21 protein-coding genes are annotated in these 23,804 nt (G+C 61.8%); 12 read left to right on the top strand and 9 right to left on the bottom strand.

What is annotated here, in order from left to right; genetic code table 11:
* Positions 1–47 precede the first annotated feature (47 nt).
* Positions 48–299 (bottom strand): outer membrane lipoprotei OprI, encoded by a 252-nt coding sequence (gene oprI / locus M5B42_RS27140; RefSeq protein WP_100940823.1) that lies wholly within the window; start codon positions 297–299, stop codon positions 48–50.
* A 684-nt stretch (positions 300–983) separates the two neighbouring features.
* On the opposite strand from oprI, the gene M5B42_RS27135 reads away from it, so the two are divergent.
* Entirely contained in the window at positions 984–1,265 is a 282-nt protein-coding gene (locus tag M5B42_RS27135; protein WP_040065473.1) for a GNAT family N-acetyltransferase, read from the top strand.
* 60 nt (positions 1,266–1,325) lie between these two features.
* Here the strand turns inward: M5B42_RS27135 and M5B42_RS27130 are convergent, their stop codons facing one another.
* The gene (locus M5B42_RS27130; RefSeq protein WP_103497654.1) at positions 1,326–2,402 is read right to left on the bottom strand and encodes a 3-deoxy-7-phosphoheptulonate synthase; all 1,077 of its coding nucleotides are present in this window, start codon (positions 2,400–2,402) and stop codon (positions 1,326–1,328) included.
* A 129-nt stretch (positions 2,403–2,531) separates the two neighbouring features.
* Positions 2,532–2,978: a PilZ domain-containing protein gene (locus tag M5B42_RS27125; protein WP_103497653.1), complete on the bottom strand. Its 447-nt coding sequence runs from the start codon at positions 2,976–2,978 to the stop codon at positions 2,532–2,534.
* On the opposite strand from M5B42_RS27125, the gene M5B42_RS27120 reads away from it, so the two are divergent.
* The 4 genes from M5B42_RS27120 (at position 2,977) to cysB (ending at position 6,141) form a co-directional block, all read left to right on the top strand.
* Entirely contained in the window at positions 2,977–3,363 is a 387-nt protein-coding gene (locus M5B42_RS27120) for a thioredoxin family protein (protein ID WP_177100347.1), read from the top strand. The two genes, M5B42_RS27125 and M5B42_RS27120, sit on opposite strands and share 2 nt — an antisense overlap.
* Positions 3,360–4,325: a putative 2-dehydropantoate 2-reductase gene (locus tag M5B42_RS27115; protein WP_152737161.1), complete on the top strand. Its 966-nt coding sequence runs from the start codon at positions 3,360–3,362 to the stop codon at positions 4,323–4,325. Before M5B42_RS27120 ends, M5B42_RS27115 begins: the two co-directional genes overlap by 4 nt.
* A gap of 229 nt (positions 4,326–4,554) precedes the next feature.
* Positions 4,555–5,055 carry a universal stress protein gene (locus M5B42_RS27110; RefSeq protein WP_103497650.1) on the top strand — a complete coding sequence of 167 codons (501 nt, stop codon included), beginning with the start codon at positions 4,555–4,557 and terminating at the stop codon, positions 5,053–5,055.
* Between the two features lie 111 nt (positions 5,056–5,166).
* Positions 5,167–6,141 carry an HTH-type transcriptional regulator CysB gene (gene cysB / locus M5B42_RS27105; protein ID WP_040065465.1) on the top strand — a complete coding sequence of 325 codons (975 nt, stop codon included), beginning with the start codon at positions 5,167–5,169 and terminating at the stop codon, positions 6,139–6,141.
* 174 nt (positions 6,142–6,315) lie between these two features.
* Here cysB and M5B42_RS27100 read toward each other — a convergent pair whose 3' ends face one another.
* The 5 genes from M5B42_RS27100 to M5B42_RS27080 form a co-directional block, all read right to left on the bottom strand.
* Positions 6,316–7,050 (bottom strand): phosphoadenylyl-sulfate reductase, encoded by a 735-nt coding sequence (locus tag M5B42_RS27100; protein WP_100940816.1) that lies wholly within the window; start codon positions 7,048–7,050, stop codon positions 6,316–6,318.
* 108 nt (positions 7,051–7,158) lie between these two features.
* Positions 7,159–8,502: an aminodeoxychorismate synthase component I gene (gene pabB, locus M5B42_RS27095; protein WP_248747580.1), complete on the bottom strand. Its 1,344-nt coding sequence runs from the start codon at positions 8,500–8,502 to the stop codon at positions 7,159–7,161.
* A 117-nt stretch (positions 8,503–8,619) separates the two neighbouring features.
* Positions 8,620–9,606, bottom strand: coding sequence for an alpha-L-glutamate ligase-like protein (locus M5B42_RS27090; RefSeq protein WP_248747538.1), 987 nt, complete (start codon positions 9,604–9,606; stop codon positions 8,620–8,622).
* The gene (locus M5B42_RS27085) at positions 9,606–11,138 is read right to left on the bottom strand and encodes an inactive transglutaminase family protein (protein WP_152737159.1); all 1,533 of its coding nucleotides are present in this window, start codon (positions 11,136–11,138) and stop codon (positions 9,606–9,608) included. Before M5B42_RS27085 ends, M5B42_RS27090 begins: the two co-directional genes overlap by 1 nt.
* A gap of 5 nt (positions 11,139–11,143) precedes the next feature.
* Positions 11,144–11,683, bottom strand: coding sequence for an ATP-dependent zinc protease (locus tag M5B42_RS27080; RefSeq protein WP_248747537.1), 540 nt, complete (start codon positions 11,681–11,683; stop codon positions 11,144–11,146).
* Positions 11,684–11,986: 303 nt separating this feature from the next.
* Between M5B42_RS27080 and M5B42_RS27075 the strand changes: the two genes are divergently transcribed.
* The 6 genes from M5B42_RS27075 (at position 11,987) to prpD (ending at position 20,393) form a co-directional block, all read left to right on the top strand.
* Positions 11,987–12,709, top strand: a complete 723-nt coding sequence (locus tag M5B42_RS27075; RefSeq protein ID WP_103497646.1) for a GntR family transcriptional regulator — start codon at positions 11,987–11,989, stop codon at positions 12,707–12,709.
* Positions 12,706–13,605: a methylisocitrate lyase gene (prpB, locus tag M5B42_RS27070; protein ID WP_103497645.1), complete on the top strand. Its 900-nt coding sequence runs from the start codon at positions 12,706–12,708 to the stop codon at positions 13,603–13,605. The genes M5B42_RS27075 and prpB overlap by 4 nt, the downstream gene beginning before the upstream one ends.
* A gap of 177 nt (positions 13,606–13,782) precedes the next feature.
* The gene (gene prpC / locus M5B42_RS27065) at positions 13,783–14,910 is read left to right on the top strand and encodes a 2-methylcitrate synthase (protein WP_248747536.1); all 1,128 of its coding nucleotides are present in this window, start codon (positions 13,783–13,785) and stop codon (positions 14,908–14,910) included.
* 19 nt (positions 14,911–14,929) lie between these two features.
* Positions 14,930–17,524, top strand: a complete 2,595-nt coding sequence (gene acnD / locus M5B42_RS27060) for a Fe/S-dependent 2-methylisocitrate dehydratase AcnD (RefSeq protein WP_248747535.1) — start codon at positions 14,930–14,932, stop codon at positions 17,522–17,524.
* Positions 17,525–17,689: 165 nt separating this feature from the next.
* Positions 17,690–18,880, top strand: coding sequence for a 2-methylaconitate cis-trans isomerase PrpF (prpF, locus tag M5B42_RS27055; protein WP_248747534.1), 1,191 nt, complete (start codon positions 17,690–17,692; stop codon positions 18,878–18,880).
* 28 nt (positions 18,881–18,908) lie between these two features.
* A complete protein-coding gene (prpD, locus tag M5B42_RS27050) occupies positions 18,909–20,393 on the top strand; it encodes a 2-methylcitrate dehydratase (protein WP_248747533.1) in 1,485 nt (494 codons plus the stop codon).
* A gap of 5 nt (positions 20,394–20,398) precedes the next feature.
* On the opposite strand, the gene M5B42_RS27045 is transcribed toward prpD, so the two are convergent.
* On the bottom strand, positions 20,399–21,217 hold the full coding sequence (locus tag M5B42_RS27045; RefSeq protein ID WP_103499188.1) for a pyruvate, water dikinase regulatory protein: 819 nt from the start codon (positions 21,215–21,217) through the stop codon (positions 20,399–20,401).
* Between the two features lie 175 nt (positions 21,218–21,392).
* Between M5B42_RS27045 and ppsA the strand changes: the two genes are divergently transcribed.
* Positions 21,393–23,768, top strand: coding sequence for a phosphoenolpyruvate synthase (gene ppsA / locus M5B42_RS27040; protein WP_103499189.1), 2,376 nt, complete (start codon positions 21,393–21,395; stop codon positions 23,766–23,768).
* The last annotated feature ends 36 nt before the right edge of the window (positions 23,769–23,804 follow it).

Raw genomic sequence — 23,804 nt, 5'->3', positions numbered from 1 at the left:
AAGCCGATCCAGTAATGGATCGGCTTGATAACAACCCCGAGGGATTATTACTTCTTGCTTGCTTTTTCGAGCATGCGCAGAGCGCGCTCGTTAGCTTCGTCAGCAGTCTGTTGTGCTTTTTGAGCAGCAGCCAGAGCTTCATCAGCTTTGCGGTAGGCTTCATCAGCACGAGCCTGGGCACGAGCAGAAGCGTCTTCAGTAGCAGTCAGACGGGCTTCAGTTTCTTTGGATGCGCTGCTGCAACCAGTGGCCAGAACGGCGGCCAGGGCCAGAGCAGAGAATTTCAGAACGTTGTTCATCGTGTTCCCCTTCAAGGACTTTCTATTAATAACCATCTCCCCAGAGTGGGGATATAGTCGGCATACATACTACCCATTACTTGTAGTAAGTAAACTGACGTAACGCAAGAAGCAAAAAAAATTTTTGGAAGAGAATATTTTCAGCTAACTTTTCATCATCCTGTATAAAAAATGTGCAGCAACCGGGCGTGATTCGGGCGCTTTGGGCAAGTCCAATCTGCACTAGTGTGCCAGTCACAGGGACTGTCCACTGCTCATACACGCGTCGCGCTAGTCGCGGCGAATGACTCTTTTCTTCCACCGTCGGCAGGGCGGGGAGGCATCTTTGCCAATTGAAAAGTGACTTTAAGAAGCACTGTTCGTCTTACAACATAACATTCCGGCAATCTTCAGCCGCTGTTCAGGTTTTTCAGCGAAAGGGCCCGTTTGGCCGGGCTACCATGAGCCGGTCGGACCATATGACGAGCGTGTCTTGAGCAGGGCGGGCAGGACGCCTACTATCTGTCAGGTGCCCACTTGTTCGGGAGCTGTCGGCTCTTCTCGTTGTCCAACCAGGCACGGGGCGGCGTAGGATATTTGTGATGATTTGGCTGCTGTATCGATTTTTCGTACAGAGCTGGATGATACCTTCGTCGGAAAAACATGTAAGGTAGGGTCAGAATCCAAGACCCGCGAGGAGTAGTGATGAGCGAGGCGTTGTCCATCCACCATGACCAGGCAGGTCATCAATTCGAGACCAATGTGGACGGTCATCGTGCCTACCTGACCTATATGGACCTGGGTAAGCAGACCCTGGATATCTACCGTACCTTCGTGCCGAACGCCTTGCGCGGCCGCGGGATTGCGGCGGCGCTGACCGAACAGGCGCTGGCCTATGCCGACCAGATGGGTTACACGGTGATTCCTTCCTGCTCCTATGTCGAGCGTTACATGGAACGTCATCAGCGGCATGCCGCGAAGATCTGAGTCCACGACGCACACAAAAACGCCGGGCAATGCCCGGCGTTTTCGCGTCTGCGTGTCCGGTCAGCCGCGCTGACGCTTGGGCAACACGTCCTTGAGCTTGGCATGCATGCTGCGCAGGGTTTTTTCGGTGGCGCTCCAGTCGATGCAGGCATCGGTGATCGACACGCCGTATTGCAGGTCGGCGAGGTCTTTCGGAATCGCCTGGCAACCCCAGTTCAGGTGGCTCTCGACCATCAGGCCGATGATCGACTGGTTGCCTTCGAGGATCTGGTTGGCGACGTTCTCCATCACCAGCGGTTGCAGGGCCGGGTCCTTGTTGGAGTTGGCGTGGCTGCAATCGACCATGATGTTGGCCTTGATCTTGGCCTTGGCCAGCGCCTGTTCGCAGACCGCGACACTGACCGAGTCATAGTTCGGCTTGCCGTTGCCGCCGCGCAGGACCACGTGACCGTAGGCGTTGCCCTTGGTGGTGACGATGGACACGCCGCCTTCCTGGTTGATGCCGAGGAAGCGATGGGGGCTGGATACCGACTGCAGGGCGTTGATCGCCACGGTCAGGCCGCCGTCGGTACCGTTCTTGAAGCCCACGGCCGAGGACAGGCCCGAGGCCATTTCGCGGTGGGTCTGGGATTCGGTGGTGCGCGCGCCGATGGCCGACCAACTGATCAGATCCTGCAGGTACTGCGGCGAGATCGGGTCAAGGGCTTCGGTGGCGGTGGGCAGGCCCATTTCCGCCAGGTCCAGCAGCAGCTTGCGACCGATATGCAGGCCGTCCTGGATCTTGAAGGAGTCATCCAGGTAAGGGTCGTTGATCAGGCCCTTCCAGCCGACGGTGGTACGCGGCTTCTCGAAATACACGCGCATCACCAGGTACAGGCTGTCGGACACTTCGGCGGCCAGGACTTTCAGGCGTTCGGCGTATTCGTGGGCAGCCTTGATGTCGTGGATCGAGCAAGGCCCGATGACGACGAACAGGCGATGGTCAGTGCCATCGAGAATATTGCGGATCACCTCGCGACCTTTGGTCACGGTGCGCAGGGCGCTCTCGCTCAGGGGAATATCACGCTTGAGCTGATCGGGAGTGATCAGCGTCTCGTTGGAGGCGACGTTAAGGTCGTTGATCGGTAAATCAGCCATCGTGTTACTCGTCAGGTCACGGATGCCGGCCGCCAGCGATCCCCGCGCGGCGGAGCGCAGCAGATTTAAGCGCGTCGGGGAGCCGAACCTTAGCGCGTTAGGCGGGGGGCGGGCAATGGCCTGGCCGGTTTAATCGAGTAAAGCTCGCACATAAGGGCGCTCCAGGCTGGCTTGGGAGAAGTCGCTGGCGTGTTCGCGAACCCATTCCTGGGCGATGACTTCGATGTTTTGCCGATCTTTGCTTTGTTGCTGGCGGGTTCGCTGGTAGCGTTCGATCTGGCAGACCTGCTCGCCCATGCGCGCGCCGAACAGGGTTTGTTCGTCGACAAAGGCAATGCCCACCCGGTAGCCGTGCTTGCGTTTCAGGCACCAGGCCACGTAGCCCGGATAACAGGCGCTGGCACCGAGGCTGGGAATGCACATTTGCAACGCCGAGCCTTTGCGCCAGCCACGCGGTGAATAGCAGGAGACACCGCCCAGGCTGATGCGGTCGAGTTGGTGAAGAGAAATGCAGGAGTGCTCAAACAGGGTCAATGTGACGGGAACGTCATCGGGATGAGGAAGAAAGCGCACCATGAACAACGACTCCCTGCGTCGGTCAGTGGAAAAACTTTCCAACAGTATAGTGAAGAGCCTGGAGTTGACGGATTTTGATATCGACCGGAATCTATTGGACTTGCCAGGTGTTTCATTACTGATATTCACCAGTGTCGGCTGTGCCTCCTGCCGTTTCGCCCGGGAGGTATTGCCGACCCTGGCCTTACCGGTCGAGCGCTTGTGCTGGATCGATGCGGGCGACAACGGCGGGGCGGTGCAGCGTTACGGGGTGTTTCATCTGCCGGCACTGTTTGTGGTCAAGGACGGTGGTTTTCATGGAGCTGTGCAGTCACGCCTGGCCGTGAACGAGCTTGCCGACGGGGTTCGGCAGGCCTTGAGTCTTGTACCAGAGGAGTTGCCATGACAGGTTCAGCGAGCAGGCCGCGTATCGGCATTATCGGCACCGGTGCGATCGGTGGGTATTACGGTGTGATGCTGGCCCGGGCCGGCTTTGACGTGCATTTTCTGTTGCGTAGCGAGTTTTCGGCGGTGGCCGGGGACGGCTTGCGGATCGACAGTGCAGTGCACGGTGCCCTGCATTTGCAGAATGTGCAGGCCTATGCCCAGGCCGCCGACATGCCGCCCTGCGACTGGTTGCTGGTGGGCGCCAAGACCACCAGCAACGCCAGTCTCGCGCCGCTGATTGCCCAGGCCGCGGCACCGGGGGCGAAGGTATTGGTGCTGCAGAACGGCCTCGATGTAGAGGATGAACTGCGTGCGCTGTTGCCCGAGTCCCTGCATCTGTTGGGCGGGCTGTGCTTTATCTGCGTGCACCGTGCCGGCCCCGGGACCATCGTGCACCAGGCCCTCGGCGCGGTGAACATCGGTTATCACAGTGGTCCGTTGCTCGATGATGCGACGGCTCGCCAGGCCCTGGTCGAAGAGGGCGCCGCTCTGTTCCATGCCGCGGGCATCGAGTCCCAGGCCATGGCCAACCTGCAGCAGGCGCGCTGGCAGAAGCTGGTGTGGAACGTGCCTTACAACGGTCTATCGGTGTTGTTGCGGGCCAGCACCACGCCGTTGATGAGCGATGACAGCAGCCGCGAACTGGTCCGGGCGCTGATGGCCGAGGTGGTGCAAGGCGCCCAGGCCTGCGGTCATGAGCTGCCGGCCGGCTACGCCGAGCACCTGTTCAAGGTGACGGAAAAGATGCCGGACTATTGGCCGAGCATGTACCACGACTTTGTCCATAAGCGGGCGCTTGAATTGGACGCCGTCTATGGGCGTCCGCTGGCCGCGGCAAGTGCCGCCGGTTGCGAGTTGCCGAAGATCCGAGCCCTGTACCAGGCCCTGGCCTTTATCGACGCGAACAATCGCCAGGATTGAATGCGCTCCTGTAGGAGTCGGGCTTGCCCGCGAAGAGGCCCTTGAGCCTTGCGTCGATCATGCGGCCCTCTTCGCGGGCAAGCCACGCTCCTACAGGTTTCAGGTGTTTTCAAGATCGGGTTTCTTCAAGGATGAGCAGCGGGGCCGGCCCGACCAGCCGTGCTCCGAGGTCTGCGGGGCGCTGCTAAGCTCAACTGAACTCCGCCATTCTGGCAGTCGAGGAGGCCCCATGATCCGTTCGATGTTGTACGCCACCGACCTCGGTCTGTATGCGCCTTATGTCATGCAGCATGCCCTCGAGTTGGCGCGGACGTTCAAGGCCGATTTGTATGTGGTGCACGCCGTCGAGCCGATGGGGTTGTTCGCCGAGTCGGTGTTGCAGAGCTACCTGGATGAGCAGGCATTGAACGAATTTCACAGCCAGGGTCTTAACACCGTGATGGCGACCATTGAGCAGCGGGTGCTCGACAGCTTTCGCGAGGAGTGTGCCGACGGGCTGCAGGACCTGAGCATGATCCAGTCGATCAAGGTGCTCCAGGGCGATCCTTCGCAGGTCATTCTCGAACAGGCCCGGGCCCTCTCGGTGGACCTGTTGATCGTCGGCAGCCATAGCCATGGCACTGGTAGCGAGGCGCATTTGGGGCGCACCGCCGCGCGGGTCCTGCAGTTGGCCCAGGTGCCGGTTTACCTGGTGCCGCTGTTGCAACGCCGTCGCTATGGCGATGTCTGAGTCGGAAAGTCAGGGTTTTGATAAAAAAGTTCTAGATTTATTCTTCAAACCATTCATATAGTTATATATCGCCGCTGTTACTGCGGCGTTTACCTGCTTTGAGGGATACATATGAAGCTTCAACAACTGCGCTACATCTGGGAAGTGGCGCACCACGACCTCAACGTTTCCGCGACCGCGCAAAGCCTTTACACCTCTCAGCCGGGTATCAGCAAACAGATCCGCCTCCTCGAAGACGAGCTGGGTGTCGAAGTCTTCGCCCGTAGCGGCAAGCACCTGACCCGCGTCACGCCAGCCGGTGAACGTATCATCACCACGGCCGGCGAGATCCTGCGCAAGGTCGAGAGCATCAAGCAGATCGCCCAGGAATTCTCCAACGAGAAGAAAGGCACCCTGTCGATCGCCACCACCCACACCCAGGCGCGTTATGCCTTGCCGCCGGTGATCAGCAGCTTTATCAAGCAATACCCGGACGTGGCCCTGCACATGCACCAGGGCTCGCCGATGCAGATCGCCGAGATGGCCGCCGACGGTACCGTGGATTTCGCCATTGCCACCGAAGCCCTGGAGCTGTTCGGCGACCTGGTGATGATGCCGTGCTATCGCTGGAACCGTTGCGTGGTCGTGCCCCAGGGCCACCCACTGACCAAGCTGCCGAAGCTGACCCTGGAAACCCTGGCCGAATACCCGATCGTCACCTACGTGTTCGGTTTCACCGGGCGTTCCAAGCTGGACGAGGCCTTCAGCCATCGCGGCCTGACCCCCAAGGTGGTGTTCACCGCGGCGGACGCCGACGTGATCAAGACCTATGTCCGCCTGGGCCTGGGCGTCGGTATCGTCGCCAAGATGGCGGTGGACCCGGTACTCGACAAGGACCTGGTGGTACTCGATGCCAGCGAGTTGTTCGAATCCAGCGTGACCAAGATCGGTTTCCGTCGGGGCACCTTCCTGCGCGGTTTCATGTGCGACTTCATCGAGAAGTTCGCGCCGCACCTGACCCGTGAGGTCATGGCCAAGGCCATCCAGTGCCACAACAAGCAGGAACTGGAAGAGCTGTTCGACGGTGTCGAGCTGCCGGTGCACTGAGTCAGCCGGACATGAAAAAGCCCCGACTGGTTCGGGGCTTTTTTGTCGGTGTTGGAACGCAATCTTGAAGGCTACACGTCACCTGTAGGAGCAGGGCTTGCCCGCGAAGCTTTTAGCGTTCTCGCTGGCCTCTTCGCTGGCAAGCCAGGCTCCTACAAGGACCGTGTCCGGCCTTCAGATCTTGGCGATCAGGTTACCGGAGTGCAGACCGCATTCCTTCTGCGTGGCTTCTTCCCACCACCAGCGGCCTTCGCGTTCGTGCTGGTTCGGCAGCACCGGACGGGTGCAGGGCTCGCAGCCGATGCTGATAAAGCCGCGCTCATGCAGGCTGTTGTAGGGCAGTTCGAGCATGCGGATATAACCCCAGATCTCTTCGCTGCTCATCTGTGCCAACGGGTTGAACTTGTACAGGGTGCGTTCCGGGGTGGAGAAGGCGCTGTCGATTTCCAGTGCCGCCACCTGGCTGCGGGTGCCCGGGCTCTGGTCGCGACGCTGGCCGGTGGCCCAGGCGCTGACGCCGGACAACTTGCGGCGCAGCGGCGCGATCTTGCGGATACCGCAGCATTCGCCGTGGTTGTCCTTGTAGAAGCTGAACAGGCCCTTGGCCTTGACGAAAGGCTCGAGCTCATTGTGATCCGGGGAGATCAGCTCGATATCGATCTTGTAGTGCTCGCGCACCTGGTCGATGAAACGGTAGGTCTCCGGGTGCAGGCGCCCAGTGTCGAGACTGAAGACCTTGACGTTCTTGTTCAGTTTCCAGGCCATGTCCACCAGCACCACGTCTTCCGCGCCGCTGAAAGATATCCACAGGTCATCGCCAAACTGGGAAAAGGCCAGCTTGAGAATGTCCTGGGCGGACTTGTTGGCGTATGTCGCGGCGAGTTCAGCGACGTCGAACGGTTGGCTCATCAGGCGGTTCCTACAGTCAGTGGCGCTTTGCGCTCGAATAGGTGAATAGTAACAAAATCCTTCGGCGCCGGCCCCATGCTCAAGCACGATCCCTTGCGGGCACAGGCTTCAGAGGCTTTGCAGGGTGTCGAGCAAGACCTTCACCTTGGTGATGGATTCCTGGTATTCCGCCTGCCAGTCGGAATCGGCGACGATGCCGCCGCCGCCCCAGCAACTGACCTGGCCATCTTTGACCAGCAGGCTGCGGATGGCGATGGAGCTGTCCATCTCGCCGCGCACATCCAGGTACAGCAGCGAACCGCAATACAGCGCCCGTCGGGTCGGTTCCAGCTCGTCGATGATCTGCATGGCGCGGATCTTCGGCGCGCCGGTGATCGAGCCGCCGGGAAAGCTGCCGGCGATCAGATCGAGGGCGTCGCGGTCGTCGGCCAGGGTCCCGGTCACGCTGCTCACCAGATGGTGCACGTTGGGGTAACTCTCCAGGCTGAACAGTTCCGGGACCCGTACCGAACCGATACGGCAGGTGCGCCCCAGATCGTTGCGCAGCAGGTCGACGATCATCAGGTTTTCCGCGCGGTCCTTGCTGCTGGCCAGCAGTTCGGCGGCGTTGGCCGCGTCTTCAGCCTCGTCGCGGCCGCGTGGGCGGGTGCCCTTGATCGGGCGTGTCTCGACCTGGCCCTGGCTCACCTTGACGAAGCGCTCCGGTGACAGGCTCAGCACCGCGCCGTGGTTGGGCAGGCTCTGGAAGCCGGAGAAGGGTGTCGGGCAGGCGGCGCGCAAGGCGCAATAGGCGACCCACGGATCGCCCTGGCAGTCAGCCCGGAAGCGCTGGGCGAAGTTGACCTGATAGCAGTCACCGGCCTGGATATAGTGCTGGATACGTTCGAAGGCCTGGCGGTAGGCGTCGGCCGTGAGGTCCGCGGTCATCGGGCCCTTGAGCTGGAATTCGTTGCTGTCCCGGGCGGCCGGCTGGCTGAACAGCTGGATCAGCCGTTCGCGCTCGGCGACTTCGACGCTGGGATGGAACACCAATTGGCTGCTGCCTTGCTGGTGATCGCTGATCAGCGCCCAGGCATACAGGCCGAAACGCGCATCGGGCAGTTGCAGGTCGTCCCGCGCCTGATTGGGCAGGTGTTCCAGGTGGCGGCCGAAGTCGTAGCTCAGGTAGCCGATCAGGCCGCCGGCAAACGGCAGTTCGCACGCCGCCGGAAGTTGTGCTTCGCCCAGGCGCGCCAGGTTGTCCCGCAGGCGTTGCAGGAACGCCGCGCCACGCTCGTCCGGCAACACCGCCAGTTGCTCCAGCGGCCAGGCGCTGAGCAGGTCGTAACGCCCGCGCTCGGCCTCGGGCCGGCCGCTGTCGAGCAATACGGCGCCGGGCGCATGGCGGATCGCCGCGAAGTAATGGGCGGGATTGGCATGGTAGGGCAACGGATGTACGGTGCAGGTCAACATGGGGGGCGGGTCAGCCATGGGAGCGCGGTGCGCGATTGTAGTCTCCTGTAGGCGTTGCTCCTAGGGGCATGTCGCTGGATGGAGATTGCCTTGTAGGATCTGTCGTTGTGCAGTGGATCAGTCGTTGAGTGCCGGCACATGGCCGAACAGTTCCTGGACAAAACGCACCCGTGCCTCCGGCGTCTCGGTGATGCCCGCGGCGGCCAGTTCCGCCAGGTGGGCCTCCACGGCATGGGTCCGGTGGGTCAGCCCGCAGTCGTTGGCGATCTGGATATTCAGGCCGGGGCGGGCATTGAGTTCGAGGATCAGCGGGCCCTTGTCCTGGTCCAGGACCATGTCCACGCCGATATAACCCAGGCCGCAGAGTTCATGGCAGCCGGCCGCCAGTTGCATGAAGGCGTCCCAGTTGGGCAATTGCACGCCATCCACCGGATGGGTGGTGTCCGGGTGCTTGCGGATGATGTTGTTCAGCCAGGTGCCGCGCAGGGTGATCCCGGTCGCCAGGTCCACGCCCACGCCAATGGCACCCTGGTGCAGGTTGGCCTTGCCATGGGACTGGCGGGTCGGCAGGCGCAGCATGGCCATTACCGGGTAGCCCATCAGTACGATGACGCGGATGTCCGGCACGCCTTCGTAGCTGATGCTCTTGAAGATCGGGTCGGGGGTGACCCGGTATTCGATCAGCGCGCGGTCGCGGTGCCCGCCCAGGGAATACAGGCCGGTCAGGATGCTGGAGATCTGGTGCTCGATTTCCCCGTGGCTGATCAGGCGTCCGGAGATCGAGCGATAGTGGCCCTCGAAACGGTCGGCGATCACCAGGATACCGTCGCCGCCCGCGCCCTGGGCCGGCTTGATAACGAAATCACGGCGCCCGTCGATGATCGCTTCCAGCCGGTCGATTTCCTTTTCCGTGGAGATCACCCCGTACATTTCCGGCACCTGGATGCCGGCGGCGATGGCCCGCTCCTTGGTGATGATCTTGTCGTCGACGATGGGGTAGAGGCTGCGCTTGTTGTACTTGAGCACATAGTCCGCGTTGCGCCGGTTGATCCCCATGATGCCCCGGGCCTCCAGGGCTTTCCAGGTTTTCCACAGGCCGAACATCAGGCGTTTTCCTTGAGGAACGCCTTGAAGCGCAGCAGTTCGGTCAGGCGGTAACCGCGATAGCGACCCATTGCCAGCATGAAGCCCACCAGGATCAGCAGGATCGCCGGGAAGGTGAAGACGAAATAGATCAGCTCCGGCACGGTCATGATCAGGTGCGCCAGGGAGGCCGCGAACAGCGTGCCGATGGCGACTTTCAGGGCATGATTGGCGCCGCGCTCTTCCCAGGTGATGGACAGGCGCTCGATGGTCATGGTCAGGATCACCATCGGGAACAGTGCCACCGACAAGCCACGTTCCAGGCCCAGCTTGTGGCTGAACAGGCTGATGGCGGCGATCAGCACCACGACGAAGGTCAGTACCACCGACAGCCGTGGCAGCATCTGCAACTTCAGGTGTTCCAGGTAGGAGCGCAGCGACAGCCCGAGGGCGGTAATGATGGTGAACAGCACGATGCCGAAGCCCAGCTGGGTTTCACGGAAGGCCAGGGCGATCAGCACCGGGGTGAAGGTGCCGAGGGTCTGCAGGCCGATCAGGTTGCGCAGGATCAGGATCACCAGCACGCCGATGGGGATCATCACCATGATCATGAAGGTCTGCTGGGTTTGCAGCGGCAGGCCATAGAGCGAATATTCGAGGAAGTTGGCGTCGGAGTTCTCGTCGGTCAGCTTGGCCAGGCGGATCGCGTTCATCTCGCTGTTGTTCAGGCTGAAGGTGACGCCGGCCTTCTTGCCGCCCTCGACGCTGATCAGGTTGTCGGCGCCGGTCCACCAGAGCAGGCGGTCGGACGGCAGGCCCTGTTCACCGGTGTCCGGGTTGAAATACAGCCAGTCCGTGCCGTTGAAGCTGCGCAGCCAGAGTTCCGGGGTCTGCGGTTGATCGGCCACCAGGCGCAGGGTGTGGGCGCGTTCCATCGGCACATGGGCGATGGACAGCAGCAGTTCGATGATCTGCGCCTTGTGCGGGGTCGACGGATCGCCGGCCAGCAGCAGCTTGACGTTGTCGTCGCCGAGGTTGTTGACCCGCTTGATGGTTTCGCCGATGAAGGTCTCGACGTCCGCCGAGTGCTGGCGGATCGGCGCGAGCAAGGCGTCCGCGGCGATTTTCTCCGGCCCCTCGATCGCCATGCTGTCGCGGAAGGTCGGACCTTTGACCTTGGGTTTCTCGCCGGTATAGCGCTTGGTCAGCACCAGGCGGTAATACAGCGTCTGCTTGCCACTGACCTTGCGTGCCGACCAGGTCACCTTGCGGTTGCCGTCGGCGCGGTTGACGCTCACCCCGTAGTTGTTGGAAATGAAGCTCTCGTTGAGGCTGACGTAGTCGCGGCTCAGGGGCGGCACGAACATCTGGATCTTCACCGGTTCCTTGGTGCTGGCGACGAACTCGACCTTGGCGTCGATGTTCCACAAGTCGTCCGTGGCATCCTCGGTGACGGGAATCCCCAGCACGAAAATCTGATAGGCCGTGACCGAAGCACCCAGCAACACCAATACGGTGATGAGGATTTTCAGGTGGAGGGTGAGAGAACGCATTCGGATTACTCGGCGGTTTGTGCGTCGTGGCGGCAGGCGGGTTTGCCGGCAGCGTACTTAAGACTGGGGTCGACCAGCGCATCGAAGCGCTTGAGGGCTTCGGAGCCGATCAACAGCGGGTATTGGAAGCTGCTGCGGTCGGTCAAGTTCACTTCTATGCTGCGCAAGGCGCTGCCCATGCAGATTTCCAGGGTGATCACCGGGCGCGCGGTATAGGCGTTGCCCTCGTCCGGGTCATAGTCGCCGGCACGGCGCTTGATCTTGCTGACGCGGGCCAGGGGCAGTTCGATCGGATGCGAGTGGGCGGCGTCGATCGCCAGGTAGAAGCGCACCCAGCTTTCACCGTTGCGTTTGAACCGGTGGATGTCGCGGGCACTGAGGGAAGCGGTCTTGGCACCGGTGTCGAGCTTGGCCGGCACTTGCAGGTCGATCCCGGCCAGTTGCGCGTACTCGTTCAGGCCGTACACCGTCTTCTCGGTCGCGAGGCTGATGCCAGGCAGACAAAACAGGCAGAGAAGCAGTAGGGAGAAAGGCGTGAGTCTCATAAATCCTGGCGCGTATCGGGCAATCTTGATTCAAGGGGACTGGCAATATCGCGCAAGCATCCTCGTACGTCTGTCAGGAAAATATGACAGTCAGCGCATCGGCGGAAGCGCGCGGCATTCTAGCATGCTGGACTTGTCGCGCCAGCGCCGGACGCCTCCCTCGTCGGATAGGTCGAGGTTTGTTCCTTGAAGCGCGCTGTTTCAGTGCTTCTTAGACTATTGTCGACAATGCCAATTAATTCTTTGACTGATTTGCTGATATTGGCTAGTTTTAGCGCCATTGATGGATAAGGTGTCGACAATATGTTGCATGAGCTGGAGCCACCCGCGATTGCCCAGGACGATTCGGAAACCTTGTCCGAGAACGTCTTCCGGCGCATTCAGGCGGCGATCGTCAAGGGTGAAATCGCCCCCGGCAGCAAGATTTCCGAGCCGGAGCTGGCCCGCACCTACGGCATCAGCCGCGGCCCGCTGCGCGAGGCCATTCACCGTCTGGAGGGCCAGCGCCTGCTGGTGCGCGTACCCCATGTCGGGGCGCGGGTGGTGTCCCTCAGCCAGGCCGAGTTGATCGAACTCTACGAAATCCGCGAGTCCCTCGAAGGCATGGCCTGTCGCCTGGCGGCCGAGCGCATGACGGCCGAGGAAATCGAGGAGTTGAGAGAGGTTCTCAATACCCATGAGCGCGACGCGGCGTTCCAGGCCGGGGTCGGTTATTACCAGCAGGAAGGCGATTTCGACTTTCACTACCGGATCATCCAGGGCGCGGGCAACCGCACCCTGACCCAGATGCTCTGCGGCGAGCTGTATCAGTTGGTGCGCATGTACCGCATCCAGTTTTCCGTCACTCCCAATCGGCCACGCCAGGCGTTCGCCGAGCACCACCGGATTCTCGACGCCATCGCCGAGCGCGATGGCGAATTGGCCGAACTGCTGATGCGCCGCCATATCGGCGCGTCGAAACGCAATATCGCGCGTCACTACCAGGACGCCGTCCAACCGACAGCTACGAAGCGAGGTGAGTCATGAGTCAGGGTTCCAACAAGAGCACGCCCGGTCAGCGTTTCCGCGATGCGGTCGCCAGCGAACAGCCCTTGCAGGTGGTCGGCGCGATCAACGCCAACCATGCCTTGCTGGCCAAGCGCGCCGGCTTCAAGGCCATCTACCTGTCCGGTGGCGGTGTCGCGGCCGGCTCCCTCGGGGTGCCGGACCTGGGCATCACCGGCCTGGATGACGTGCTCACCGATGTACGGCGGATCACCGATGTCTGCGACCTGCCGTTGCTGGTGGATGTCGACACCGGCTTCGGGGCCTCGGCGTTCAACGTGGCGCGCACGGTCAAGTCGATGATCAAGTTCGGCGCGGCGGCGATCCATATCGAAGACCAGGTCGGCGCCAAGCGTTGCGGCCATCGTCCGAACAAGGAAATCGTCACCCTGCAGGAAATGGTCGACCGCATCAAGGCGGCGGTGGATGCCCGTACTGACGACAGCTTCGTGATCATGGCGCGTACCGATGCCCTGGCCGTGGAAGGCCTGGAGTCGGCCCTGGAACGTGCCGCCGCGTGCATCGAGGCCGGTGCCGACATGGTCTTTCCGGAAGCCATCACCGAACTTGAGATGTACAAGCTGTTCGCCAGCCGCGTGAAGGCGCCGATCCTGGCCAATATCACCGAGTTCGGTGCGACGCCGCTGTTCACCACCGAACAGCTGAAGTCCGCCGACGTGTCCCTGGTGCTGTACCCGCTCTCGGCGTTCCGTGCGATGAACAAGGCGGCGGAAAACGTCTACACCGCGATTCGCCGCGACGGCACCCAGGCCAATGTGATCGACACCATGCAGACCCGCATGGAGCTTTACGATCGTATCGATTACCACACCTTCGAGCAGAAGCTCGATGCGTTGTTTGCCCAGAAGAAGGGCTGATCGCAGCCGCTATATTTTGGAGGCGGGCGCGTAACTGTAGGAGCAGGGCTTGCCCGCGAAGCTTTTGGCGGCTTCAAGGACGCCTTCGCGGGCAAGCCCTGCTCCTACAGGATTGGGTTGGCCCCTTGAACAATGTAATGGCCGAGTCCCTGACAACATCAAGAATTGGAGAGAGCAATGGCTGAAGCAAAAGTACTGAGCGGTGCCGGCCTGCGTGGCCAGGTCGCCGGGCAAACCGCCTTGTCCACCGTCGGCCAGGCCGGTGCCGGCCTGACCTACCGTGGTTACGACGTGCGTGAACTGGCCGCCGAGGCGCGTTTCGAAGAGGTCGCCTACCTGCTGCTGTACGGCGAGCTGCCGAATGCCACCGAACTGGCGGCCTACATGGGCAAGTTGCAGACCCTGCGCGACCTGCCCCAGGCACTGAAAGAAGTGCTCGAGCGGATTCCCGCTGATGCCCACCCAATGGACGTGATGCGCACCGGTTGCTCCTTCCTCGGCAATCTCGAGCCCGAAGGCGACTTCGCCCGCCAGCATGAAGCCACCGACCGGCTGCTGGCCGCGTTCCCGGCGATCATGTGCTACTGGTATCGCTTCAGCCACGAAGGCAAGCGCATCGACTGCGTGACCGACGAGGCTTCCATTGGCGGGCATTTCCTGCACCTGCTGCATGGCAAGGCGCCAAGCGAGTTGCACCGCAAGGTGATGGACGTGTCGCTGATCCTCTACGCGGAGCACGAGTTCAACGCCTCGACCTTTACCGCGCGGGTCTGTGCCTCGACCCTGTCCGACCTGTTCTCCTGCATCACCGCCGCCATCGGTTCCCTGCGCGGCCCGCTGCACGGCGGCGCCAACGAGGCGGCGATGGAAATGATCGAGCGTTTCAGCTCGCCCCAGGAAGCCGTCGAAGGCACCCTCGGCATGCTGGCGCGCAAGGACAAGATCATGGGCTTTGGCCATGCGATCTACAAAGACAGCGACCCGCGTAATGAAGTGATCAAGGGCTGGTCGAAGAAACTCGCCGATGAAGTCGGTGACACCGTGCTGTTCCCGGTCTCCGAAGCCATCGACAAGACCATGTGGGAGCAGAAGAAACTCTTCCCCAACGCCGACTTCTACCATGCCTCGGCGTATCACTTCATGGGCATCCCGACCAAGTTGTTCACGCCGATCTTCGTCTGCTCGCGCCTGACCGGCTGGGCCGCCCATGTGTTCGAGCAGCGTGGCAACAACCGCATTATCCGCCCGAGCGCCGAGTACATCGGCGTCGAACAGCGCAAGTTCGTGCCAATCGAGCGTCGCTGAAATAATCGAGTCCCAGACCATGAATAGCCAATACCGTAAATCGCTGCCCGGCAGCCACCTGGATTTCTTCGACGCCCGTGCGGCAGTCGAGGCCATCCAGCCCGGGGCCTACGGGACCCTGCCTTACACCTCCCGGGTACTCGCCGAGAATCTGGTCCGTCGTTGCGACCCGGCGACGCTGACCGATTCCCTGAAGCAACTGATCGAGCGCAAGCGCGACCTGGACTTCCCCTGGTTCCCGGCCCGGGTGGTCTGCCATGATATTCTCGGCCAGACCGCCCTGGTCGACCTCGCCGGCCTGCGTGATGCCATCGCTTCCCAGGGCGGCGATCCGGCCCAGGTCAACCCGGTGGTGCCGACCCAACTGATCGTCGACCACTCGCTGGCGGTGGAATGCGGCGGTTTCGACCCGGACGCCTTCACCAAGAACCGCGCCATCGAAGACCGTCGCAACGAAGACCGTTTCCACTTTATCGACTGGACCAAGAAGGCCTTCAAGAACGTCGATGTGATCCCGCCCGGCAACGGCATCATGCACCAGATCAACCTGGAGAAAATGTCCCCGGTGATCCAAGCGCGGGACGGCGTGGCCTTCCCCGACACCTGTGTCGGCACCGACAGCCACACCCCTCACGTCGATGCGCTGGGGGTGATCGCCATCGGTGTCGGCGGCCTCGAAGCCGAGAGCGTGATGCTCGGCCGGGCCTCCTGGATGCGCCTGCCGGAAAGCGTCGGCGTCGAACTGACCGGCAAGCTGCAACCGGGCATCACCGCCACCGACATGGTGCTGGCGCTGACCGAGTTCCTGCGCAAGCAGAAAGTGGTCGGTGCCTGGTTGGAGTTCTTTGGCGAAGGCGCCTCGGCGCTGACCCTGGGCGACCGCGCGACCATTTCCAATATGGCCCCGGAGTACGGCGCCACGGCGGCGATGTTCTATATCGACCAGCAGACCATCGACTACCTGAAACTCACCGGGCGTGAAGACGAGCAGGTCAAGCTGGTGGAAACCTACGCCCGCCACACCGGGCTCTGGGCCGACAGCCTGAAAGGCGCGGACTACGAGCGTGGTTTGAGCTTCGACCTGTCCTCGGTGGTGCGTAATATGGCCGGTCCGAGCAACCCCCATGCCCGCGTCGCCACCAGCGACCTGGCGGCCAAGGGTATTGCCGGCCAGTGGGACGATGTGCCGGGGCAGATGCCCGACGGCGCGGTGATCATCGCCGCCATCACCAGTTGCACCAACACCAGCAACCCGCGCAATGTGATCGCCGCCGGCCTGATGGCGCGCAACGCCAACAAGCTCGGCCTGACCCGCAAGCCCTGGGTCAAGTCGTCCCTGGCGCCGGGTTCCAAGACCGTGGCACTGTACCTGGATGAAGCCGGGCTGACCAAGGAGCTGGAACAGCTGGGCTTTGGTGTCGTGGCCTTTGCCTGCACCACCTGCAACGGCATGTCCGGTGCGCTGGACCCGGCGATCCAGCAGGAAATCATCGACCGTGATCTCTATGCCACGGCCGTGTTGTCCGGTAACCGTAACTTCGATGGACGTATCCATCCCTACGCCAAGCAGGCCTTCCTGGCATCGCCGCCGCTGGTGGTGGCCTATGCCATCGCCGGGACCATCCGTTTCGATATCGAGAAGGATGTGCTGGGCCTGGACGCCGACGGCAAGGAAATCCGCCTCAAGGATATCTGGCCGAGCGACGAAGAGATCGACGCGGTGGTCAAGGCCTCGGTGAAGCCGGAGCAGTTCCGCAAGGTCTACATCCCGATGTTCGCCATTCACGAAGACACCGGTCCCAAGGTCACGCCGCTGTACGACTGGCGGCCGATGAGCACCTATATCCGCCGTCCGCCGTACTGGGAAGGCGCCCTGGCCGGCGCGCGACCGCTCAAGGGCATGCGCCCGCTGGCGGTGCTGCCGGACAACATCACCACCGACCACTTGTCGCCGTCCAACGCCATCATGCTCGATAGCGCGGCCGGTGAGTACCTGGAGAAAATGGGCCTGCCGGAAGAGGACTTCAACTCCTACGCGACCCACAGGGGGGATCACCTCACCGCGCAGCGCGCGACCTTCGCCAACCCGAAGCTGTTCAACGAAATGGTCGTGGAAAACGGCAAGGTCAAGCAGGGTTCCCTGGCGCGGGTCGAGCCCGAAGGGCAGGTCATGCGTATGTGGGAAGCCATCGAAACCTACATGGAACGCAAGCAGCCGCTGATCATCATTGCCGGTGCCGACTACGGCCAGGGCTCGTCCCGCGACTGGGCGGCCAAGGGCGTGCGCCTGGCTGGGGTCGAGGCGATTGCCGCCGAAGGCTTCGAACGTATCCATCGCACCAACCTGGTGGGCATGGGCGTGTTGCCGCTGGAGTTCCTGCCTGGGACCGACCGCAAGACCCTTGGCATCGACGGCACCGAGACCTTCGATGTGATCGGCGACCGCACGCCCCGTAACACCCTGACCCTGGTGATCAATCGCCATAACGGCGAGTGTCTTGAAGTGCCGGTGACCTGCCGCCTCGACACCGCTGAAGAGGTCTCGATCTATGAGGCCGGTGGTGTCTTGCAGCGTTTTGCCCAGGACTTCCTTCAATCGGCCACGGTGGGTTGAAGGCGTTGCCGGGGCGGCAGTTGAAGCCCCGGCCTTGTTCATGACAGGTCGGCCTGCCAGTGATTGCAGCGCAAGATTCAGCGCCGCCATCGCCAGCAAGCCGGCTCCTACAGATGTGTGTTTTGCCGCGAAACAGCGTCGCGTCCAGACTCAGCAGGAGATTTCATGGCCCACGTAGCGCAAATCAAGATCCCCGCCACCTATATGCGCGGCGGCACCAGCAAAGGGGTGTTCTTCAACCTCAACGACCTGCCCGAAGCGGCGCAATTGCCCGGTGCGGTGCGGGATGCGTTGTTGTTGCGGGTGATCGGCAGCCCCGACCCCTATGAGAAGCAGATCGACGGCATGGGCGGGGCGACCTCCAGCACCAGCAAGACGGTGATCCTGTCCAAGAGCATCAAGGCCGACCACGACGTCGACTACCTGTTCGGCCAGGTCTCCATCGACAAGCCGTTTATCGACTGGAGCGGCAACTGCGGCAACCTGTCGGCGGCGGTCGGTTCGTTCGCCATCAGCGCCGGCCTGGTGGATGCCGGGCGGATCCCGCGCAATGGCGTGGCGGTGGTGCGGATCTGGCAGGTGAATATCGGCAAGACCATCATCGCCCATGTGCCGATCACCGAGGGCCAGGTGCAGGAAACCGGTGACTTCGAGCTCGACGGCGTGACCTTTCCGGCCGCCGAAGTGCAGCTTGAATTCATGGACCCGGCGGCCGAGGAGGAGGGCGCCGGCGGTTCGATGTTCCCCACCGGCAATCTGGTGGACGACCTGGAAGTACCGGGTGTCGGTACCTTCAAGGCGACCATGATCAATGCCGGGATTCCGACGATCTTCGTCAATGCGGCGGATATCGGCTACACCGGTACTGAGTTGCAGGGCGATATCAACAGCGATCCCAAGGCCCTGGCGATGTTCGAGACGATCCGTGCCTACGGTGCCGTGCGCATGGGCCTGATCCGGCATATCGATGAGGCGGCGACCCGTCAGCACACGCCGAAGGTGGCGTTTGTCGCGGCACCCGCGAGCTATACCGCGTCGAGTGGCAAGCCGGTGGCGGCGGCCGATCTGGACCTGTTGGTGCGAGCCTTGTCCATGGGCAAGCTGCACCATGCGATGATGGGCACGGCGGCGGTGGCCATCGGTACTGCTGCGGCGATTCCCGGCACCCTGGTGAACCTGGCGGCGGGCGGTGGCGAGCGCAGTGCGGTGCGTTTCGGCCATCCGTCGGGTGCCTTGCGGGTTGGGGCGCAGGCTTCCCAGGTCAACGGTGAATGGACCGTGGTCAAGGCCATCATGAGCCGCAGTGCGCGGGTCCTGATGGAGGGTTGGGTACGTGTGCCGGGTGATGCTTTTTGAGCTGAACCACCCTCGGAGTGAAGCGAAGATGAGCGCCAACGTTGATCTGAACAACCGTCCCGATTACGACCAGATCCTGCAGGATATCGCCGACTATGTGCTCGACTATCAGGTCGAGTCCGCGGAGGCGCTGGATACCGCGCGTAACTGCCTGATGGATACCCTCGGCTGCGGCCTGTTGGCCCTGCGCTTTCCCGAGTGTGCCAAGCACCTCGGGCCGCTGGTCGAGGGCACCATCGTGCCCTTCGGCTCGCGTGTGCCGGGGACGAGCTTTCGCCTCGATCCGGTCAAGGCGGCCTGGGATATTGGCTGTATCGTTCGTTGGCTCGACTACAACGACACCTGGCTGGCGGCCGAGTGGGGTCATCCTTCGGACAACCTCGGCGGGATACTCGCGGTGGCCGATCATCTGTCGCAGAAGCGTGTGGCCAATGGTGAGGCACCGCTGAGCATGCGGGTGGTGCTGGAGGCGATGATCATGGCCCATGAGATCCAGGGCGTGATCGCCCTGGAAAACTCCTTCAACCGGGTCGGTCTTGATCATGTGCTGCTGGTGAAAGTCGCCTCCACCGCGGTCACCGCCAAACTCATGGGTGCCAGCCGTGAACAACTGCTGGCGGCGCTGTCCCATGCCTTTGTCGATGGCCAGGCGCTGCGCACCTATCGTCACGCGCCGAATGCCGGTTCGCGAAAATCCTGGGCGGCGGGTGATGCCACCAGTCGTGGCGTACGCCTGGCGGATATCGCCCTGCGCGGGGAAATGGGCATTCCCGGGGTGTTGAGCGCGCCACAATGGGGCTTCTACGACGTGCTGTTCAGCCACACCAACAAGGACCTGGCGCTCAAGCCCGAAGACAAGCGCACCTTCAGCCTTTCCCAGCCGTATGGCAGCTATGTCATGGAAAATGTGCTGTTCAAGATCAGTTTTCCCGCCGAGTTCCATGCCCAGACGGCCTGTGAGGCGGCGGTGAAGCTGCACCCGCAGGTCAGGAGCCGCCTGGGCGAGATCGACCGGATCGTGATCACCACCCATGAATCGGCGATCCGCATTATTTCCAAGGTCGGCAAACTGGCCAATGCCGCCGACCGCGACCACTGTCTGCAGTACATGACGGCGGTGCCGCTGGCCTTCGGCAATCTGGTGGCCGAGCACTACGAGGACGATTTCCACGCGGCCCATCCGATCATCGATGTGTTGCGCGAGAAGATGGTGATCGTTGAAGACCCGCGTTACACCCGTGAATACCTGGAGGCCGACAAGCGTTCGATCGCCAATGGGGTGCAGGTGTTTTTCAAGGATGGGACCAGTACCGCGCAGGTGGTGGTGGAATACCCGATCGGCCATCGTCGGCGCCGGGCCGAGGGTATTGCGTTGCTGGAAGACAAGTTCAAGGCCAATCTGGCGACGCGTTTCACCGCCCAGCGCAGTGCCGAAATCCTCGCCCTGTGCAAGGATCCGGCGCGCCTGGAGACGACGCCGGTGCATCGGTTTGTCGATCTGTTCGTGATCTAGGTGCTTTACTTGAAGCGCCGCTCCACACCTTTCTCCACAAGAATCTTCGCCGAAATCTCTTCCACCGAGAAATGCGTGGAGTTGATATGGGCGATGTTCTCGCGGCGAAACAGGTTTTCCACCTCGCGCACTTCGAATTCGCACTGGGCATAGCTGGAATAACGACTGTTGGGCTTGCGCTCGTTGCGGATCGCGGTGAGACGGTCCGGGTCGATGGTCAGGCCGAACAGCTTGTGCTGGTGGGCGCGCAGGGCGGCCGGCAGTTGCAGGCGTTCCATATCGTCCTCGGTCAGCGGGTAGTTGGCCGCGCGGATGCCGAATTGCATCGCCATGTACAAACAGGTCGGGGTCTTGCCGCAACGCGACACACCCACCAGGATCAGGTCGGCCTTGTCGTAATAGTGGGTGCGGGCACCGTCGTCGTTGTCCAGGGCGAAGTTCACCGCCTCGATGCGCTCCATGTAGTTGGAGTTGCCGCCGATGGAGTGGGACTTGCCCACCGAGTAGGACGAGTGCTCGCTCAGTTCCTGTTCCAGCGGGGCGAGGAAGGTGGAAAAAATGTCGATCATGAAACCATTGGACGTGGCGAGGATCTCACGAATGTCCTGGTTGACGATGGTATCGAAGATGATCGGGCGAAATCCGTCCTTTTCGGCGGCGATATTGATCTGTTGCACCATGGCCCGGGCTTTGTCGACGTTGTCGATGTAAGGACGGGTGAATTTGGCGAAGGTAATGTTTTCGAACTGCGCCAGCAGGCTTTGACCCAGGGTTTCGGCGGTGATACCGGTGCCATCGGAGATAAAGAAAGCAGATCGTTTCATTTGCGCCTTGGGCCTTAAGCTGGTGACGATTCTTGGATATGATAGGCGGGATTTGTCCGCCAGGAATGACGGGCATTCTCACTTATTTTCCAGGTCCAGGCCACATGGCGGATAACCTGCCCATTAGAGCAGTCCGCTCCTGAGCTTTTCCAACACAGTTAGTGGAGAGATCACCTTGGTAGAGTACGTAGTTTCCCTCGATAAGCTCGGCGTCCATGATGTAGAGCACGTAGGGGGCAAGAACGCATCCCTGGGCGAGATGATCAGTAACCTCGCGGGTGCCGGTGTATCGGTCCCCGGCGGCTTTGCCACTACGGCTCAGGCGTATCGTGATTTTCTCGAACTCAGTGGCCTGAACGACCAGATCCATGCGGCGCTGGATGCACTGGACGTCGATGACGTCAACGCCCTGGCCCGCACCGGTGCACAGATCCGCCAGTGGATCATGGAAGCCGAGTTCCCCGAGAAGCTCAACGCCGAGATCCGCACCGCCTTCGCCACCCTGTCGGCGGGCAACCCGGACATGGCCGTGGCCGTGCGTTCCTCGGCCACCGCCGAAGACCTGCCGGACGCGTCCTTCGCCGGCCAGCAGGAAACCTTCCTGAATATCCGCGGCGTGGAAAACGTCATCCGTGCGGCCAAGGAAGTCTTTGCCTCGCTGTTCAACGACCGCGCCATTTCCTACCGCGTACACCAGGGCTTCGACCACAAGCTGGTGGCCCTGTCCGCCGGCGTGCAACGCATGGTGCGTTCGGAAACCGGCACCGCCGGCGTGATGTTCACCCTCGACACCGAGTCGGGCTTCCGTGACGTGGTGTTTATCACCGGCGCCTACGGCCTGGGTGAAACCGTCGTACAAGGCGCGGTCAACCCGGATGAGTTCTACGTGCACAAGGGCACCCTCGAAGCCGGTCGTCCCGCCATCCTGCGCCGCAACCTGGGCAGCAAGGCGATCAAGATGATCTACGGCGACGAAGCCAAGGCCGGTCGTTCGGTCAAGACCGTCGATGTCGACAAGGCCGAGCGCGCGCGTTTCTGCCTCAGCGACGCCGAAGTCAGCGAGTTGGCCAAGCAGGCGATGATCATCGAGAAGCACTACAAGTGCCCGATGGACATCGAATGGGCCAAGGACGGTGACGACGGCAAGCTGTACATCGTCCAGGCGCGTCCGGAAACCGTGAAGAGCCGCACCCAGGCCAACGTCATGGAGCGCTACCTGCTCAAGGAAACCGGCACCGTGCTGGTGGAAGGCCGTGCCATCGGCCAGCGCATCGGCGCCGGCAAGGTGCGGATCATCAAGGACGTGTCCGAGATGGACAAGGTCCAGCCAGGCGACGTGCTGGTTTCCGACATGACCGACCCGGACTGGGAGCCGGTGATGAAGCGCGCCAGCGCCATCGTCACCAACCGTGGCGGGCGAACCTGCCACGCGGCGATCATCGCCCGTGAGCTGGGGATTCCGGCAGTGGTCGGTTGCGGTAACGCCACCCAACTGCTGAAAGACGGTCAGGGCGTGACCGTTTCCTGTGCCGAAGGCGACACCGGTTATATCTTCGAAGGCGAACTGGGCTTCGATATCAAGAAAAACTCCGTCGATGCCATGCCGGAACTGCCGTTCAAGATCATGATGAACGTCGGCAACCCGGACCGCGCCTTCGACTTCGCGCAGTTGCCGAACGCCGGCGTGGGCCTGGCCCGCCTGGAATTCATCATCAACCGCATGATCGGCGTGCACCCCAAGGCGCTGCTGAACTACGCCGGGCTGCCACCGGAAATCAAGGACAGTGTCGATAAACGCATCGCCGGTTACGACGATCCGGTCGGCTTCTATGTCGAGAAGCTGGTGGAAGGTATCAGCACCCTGGCGGCGGCGTTCTGGCCGAAGAAGGTCATCGTGCGGCTGTCGGACTTCAAGTCCAACGAATACGCCAACCTGATCGGCGGCAAGCTCTACGAGCCGGAAGAAGAAAACCCGATGCTGGGTTTCCGTGGGGCCTCGCGTTATATCAGCGAGTCGTTCCGTGACTGTTTCGAGCTCGAATGCCGTGCCCTCAAGCGCGTGCGCAACGAGATGGGCCTGACCAACGTCGAAATCATGGTGCCTTTCGTCCGTACCCTCGGCGAAGCCAGCCAGGTGGTCGACCTGCTCGCCGCCAACGGTCTGGCCCGTGGCGAGAACGGCCTGCGGGTGATCATGATGTGCGAGTTGCCGTCCAACGCCATTCTCGCTGATGAATTCCTTGAGTACTTCGATGGTTTCTCCATCGGTTCCAACGACCTGACCCAGCTGACCCTGGGCCTGGATCGTGATTCAGGGATCATCGCGCACCTGTTCGACGAGCGTAACCCGGCGGTGAAGAAGCTGTTGTCCAACGCCATCCAGGCTTGCAACAAGGCTGGCAAGTACATCGGCATCTGCGGCCAGGGGCCTTCCGATCACCCGGACCTGGCGCTCTGGTTGATGGAGCAGGGCATTGAAAGCGTGTCGTTGAACCCGGACTCCGTGCTGGAGACCTGGTTCTTCCTGGCTGAAGGGCAAGCCCAGGCCTGACCCCTGTGGGAGCTGGCTTGCCCGCGAAGGCGTCCT

It is taken from the genome of Pseudomonas sp. MWU12-2037, assembly GCF_023242345.1.
GTDB classification, from domain to species: Bacteria; Pseudomonadota; Gammaproteobacteria; order Pseudomonadales; family Pseudomonadaceae; genus Aquipseudomonas; species Aquipseudomonas gingeri_D.
The sequence above is the reverse complement of the archived record's forward strand: the minus strand, read 5'-3'. Positions and strand labels throughout refer to the sequence as shown.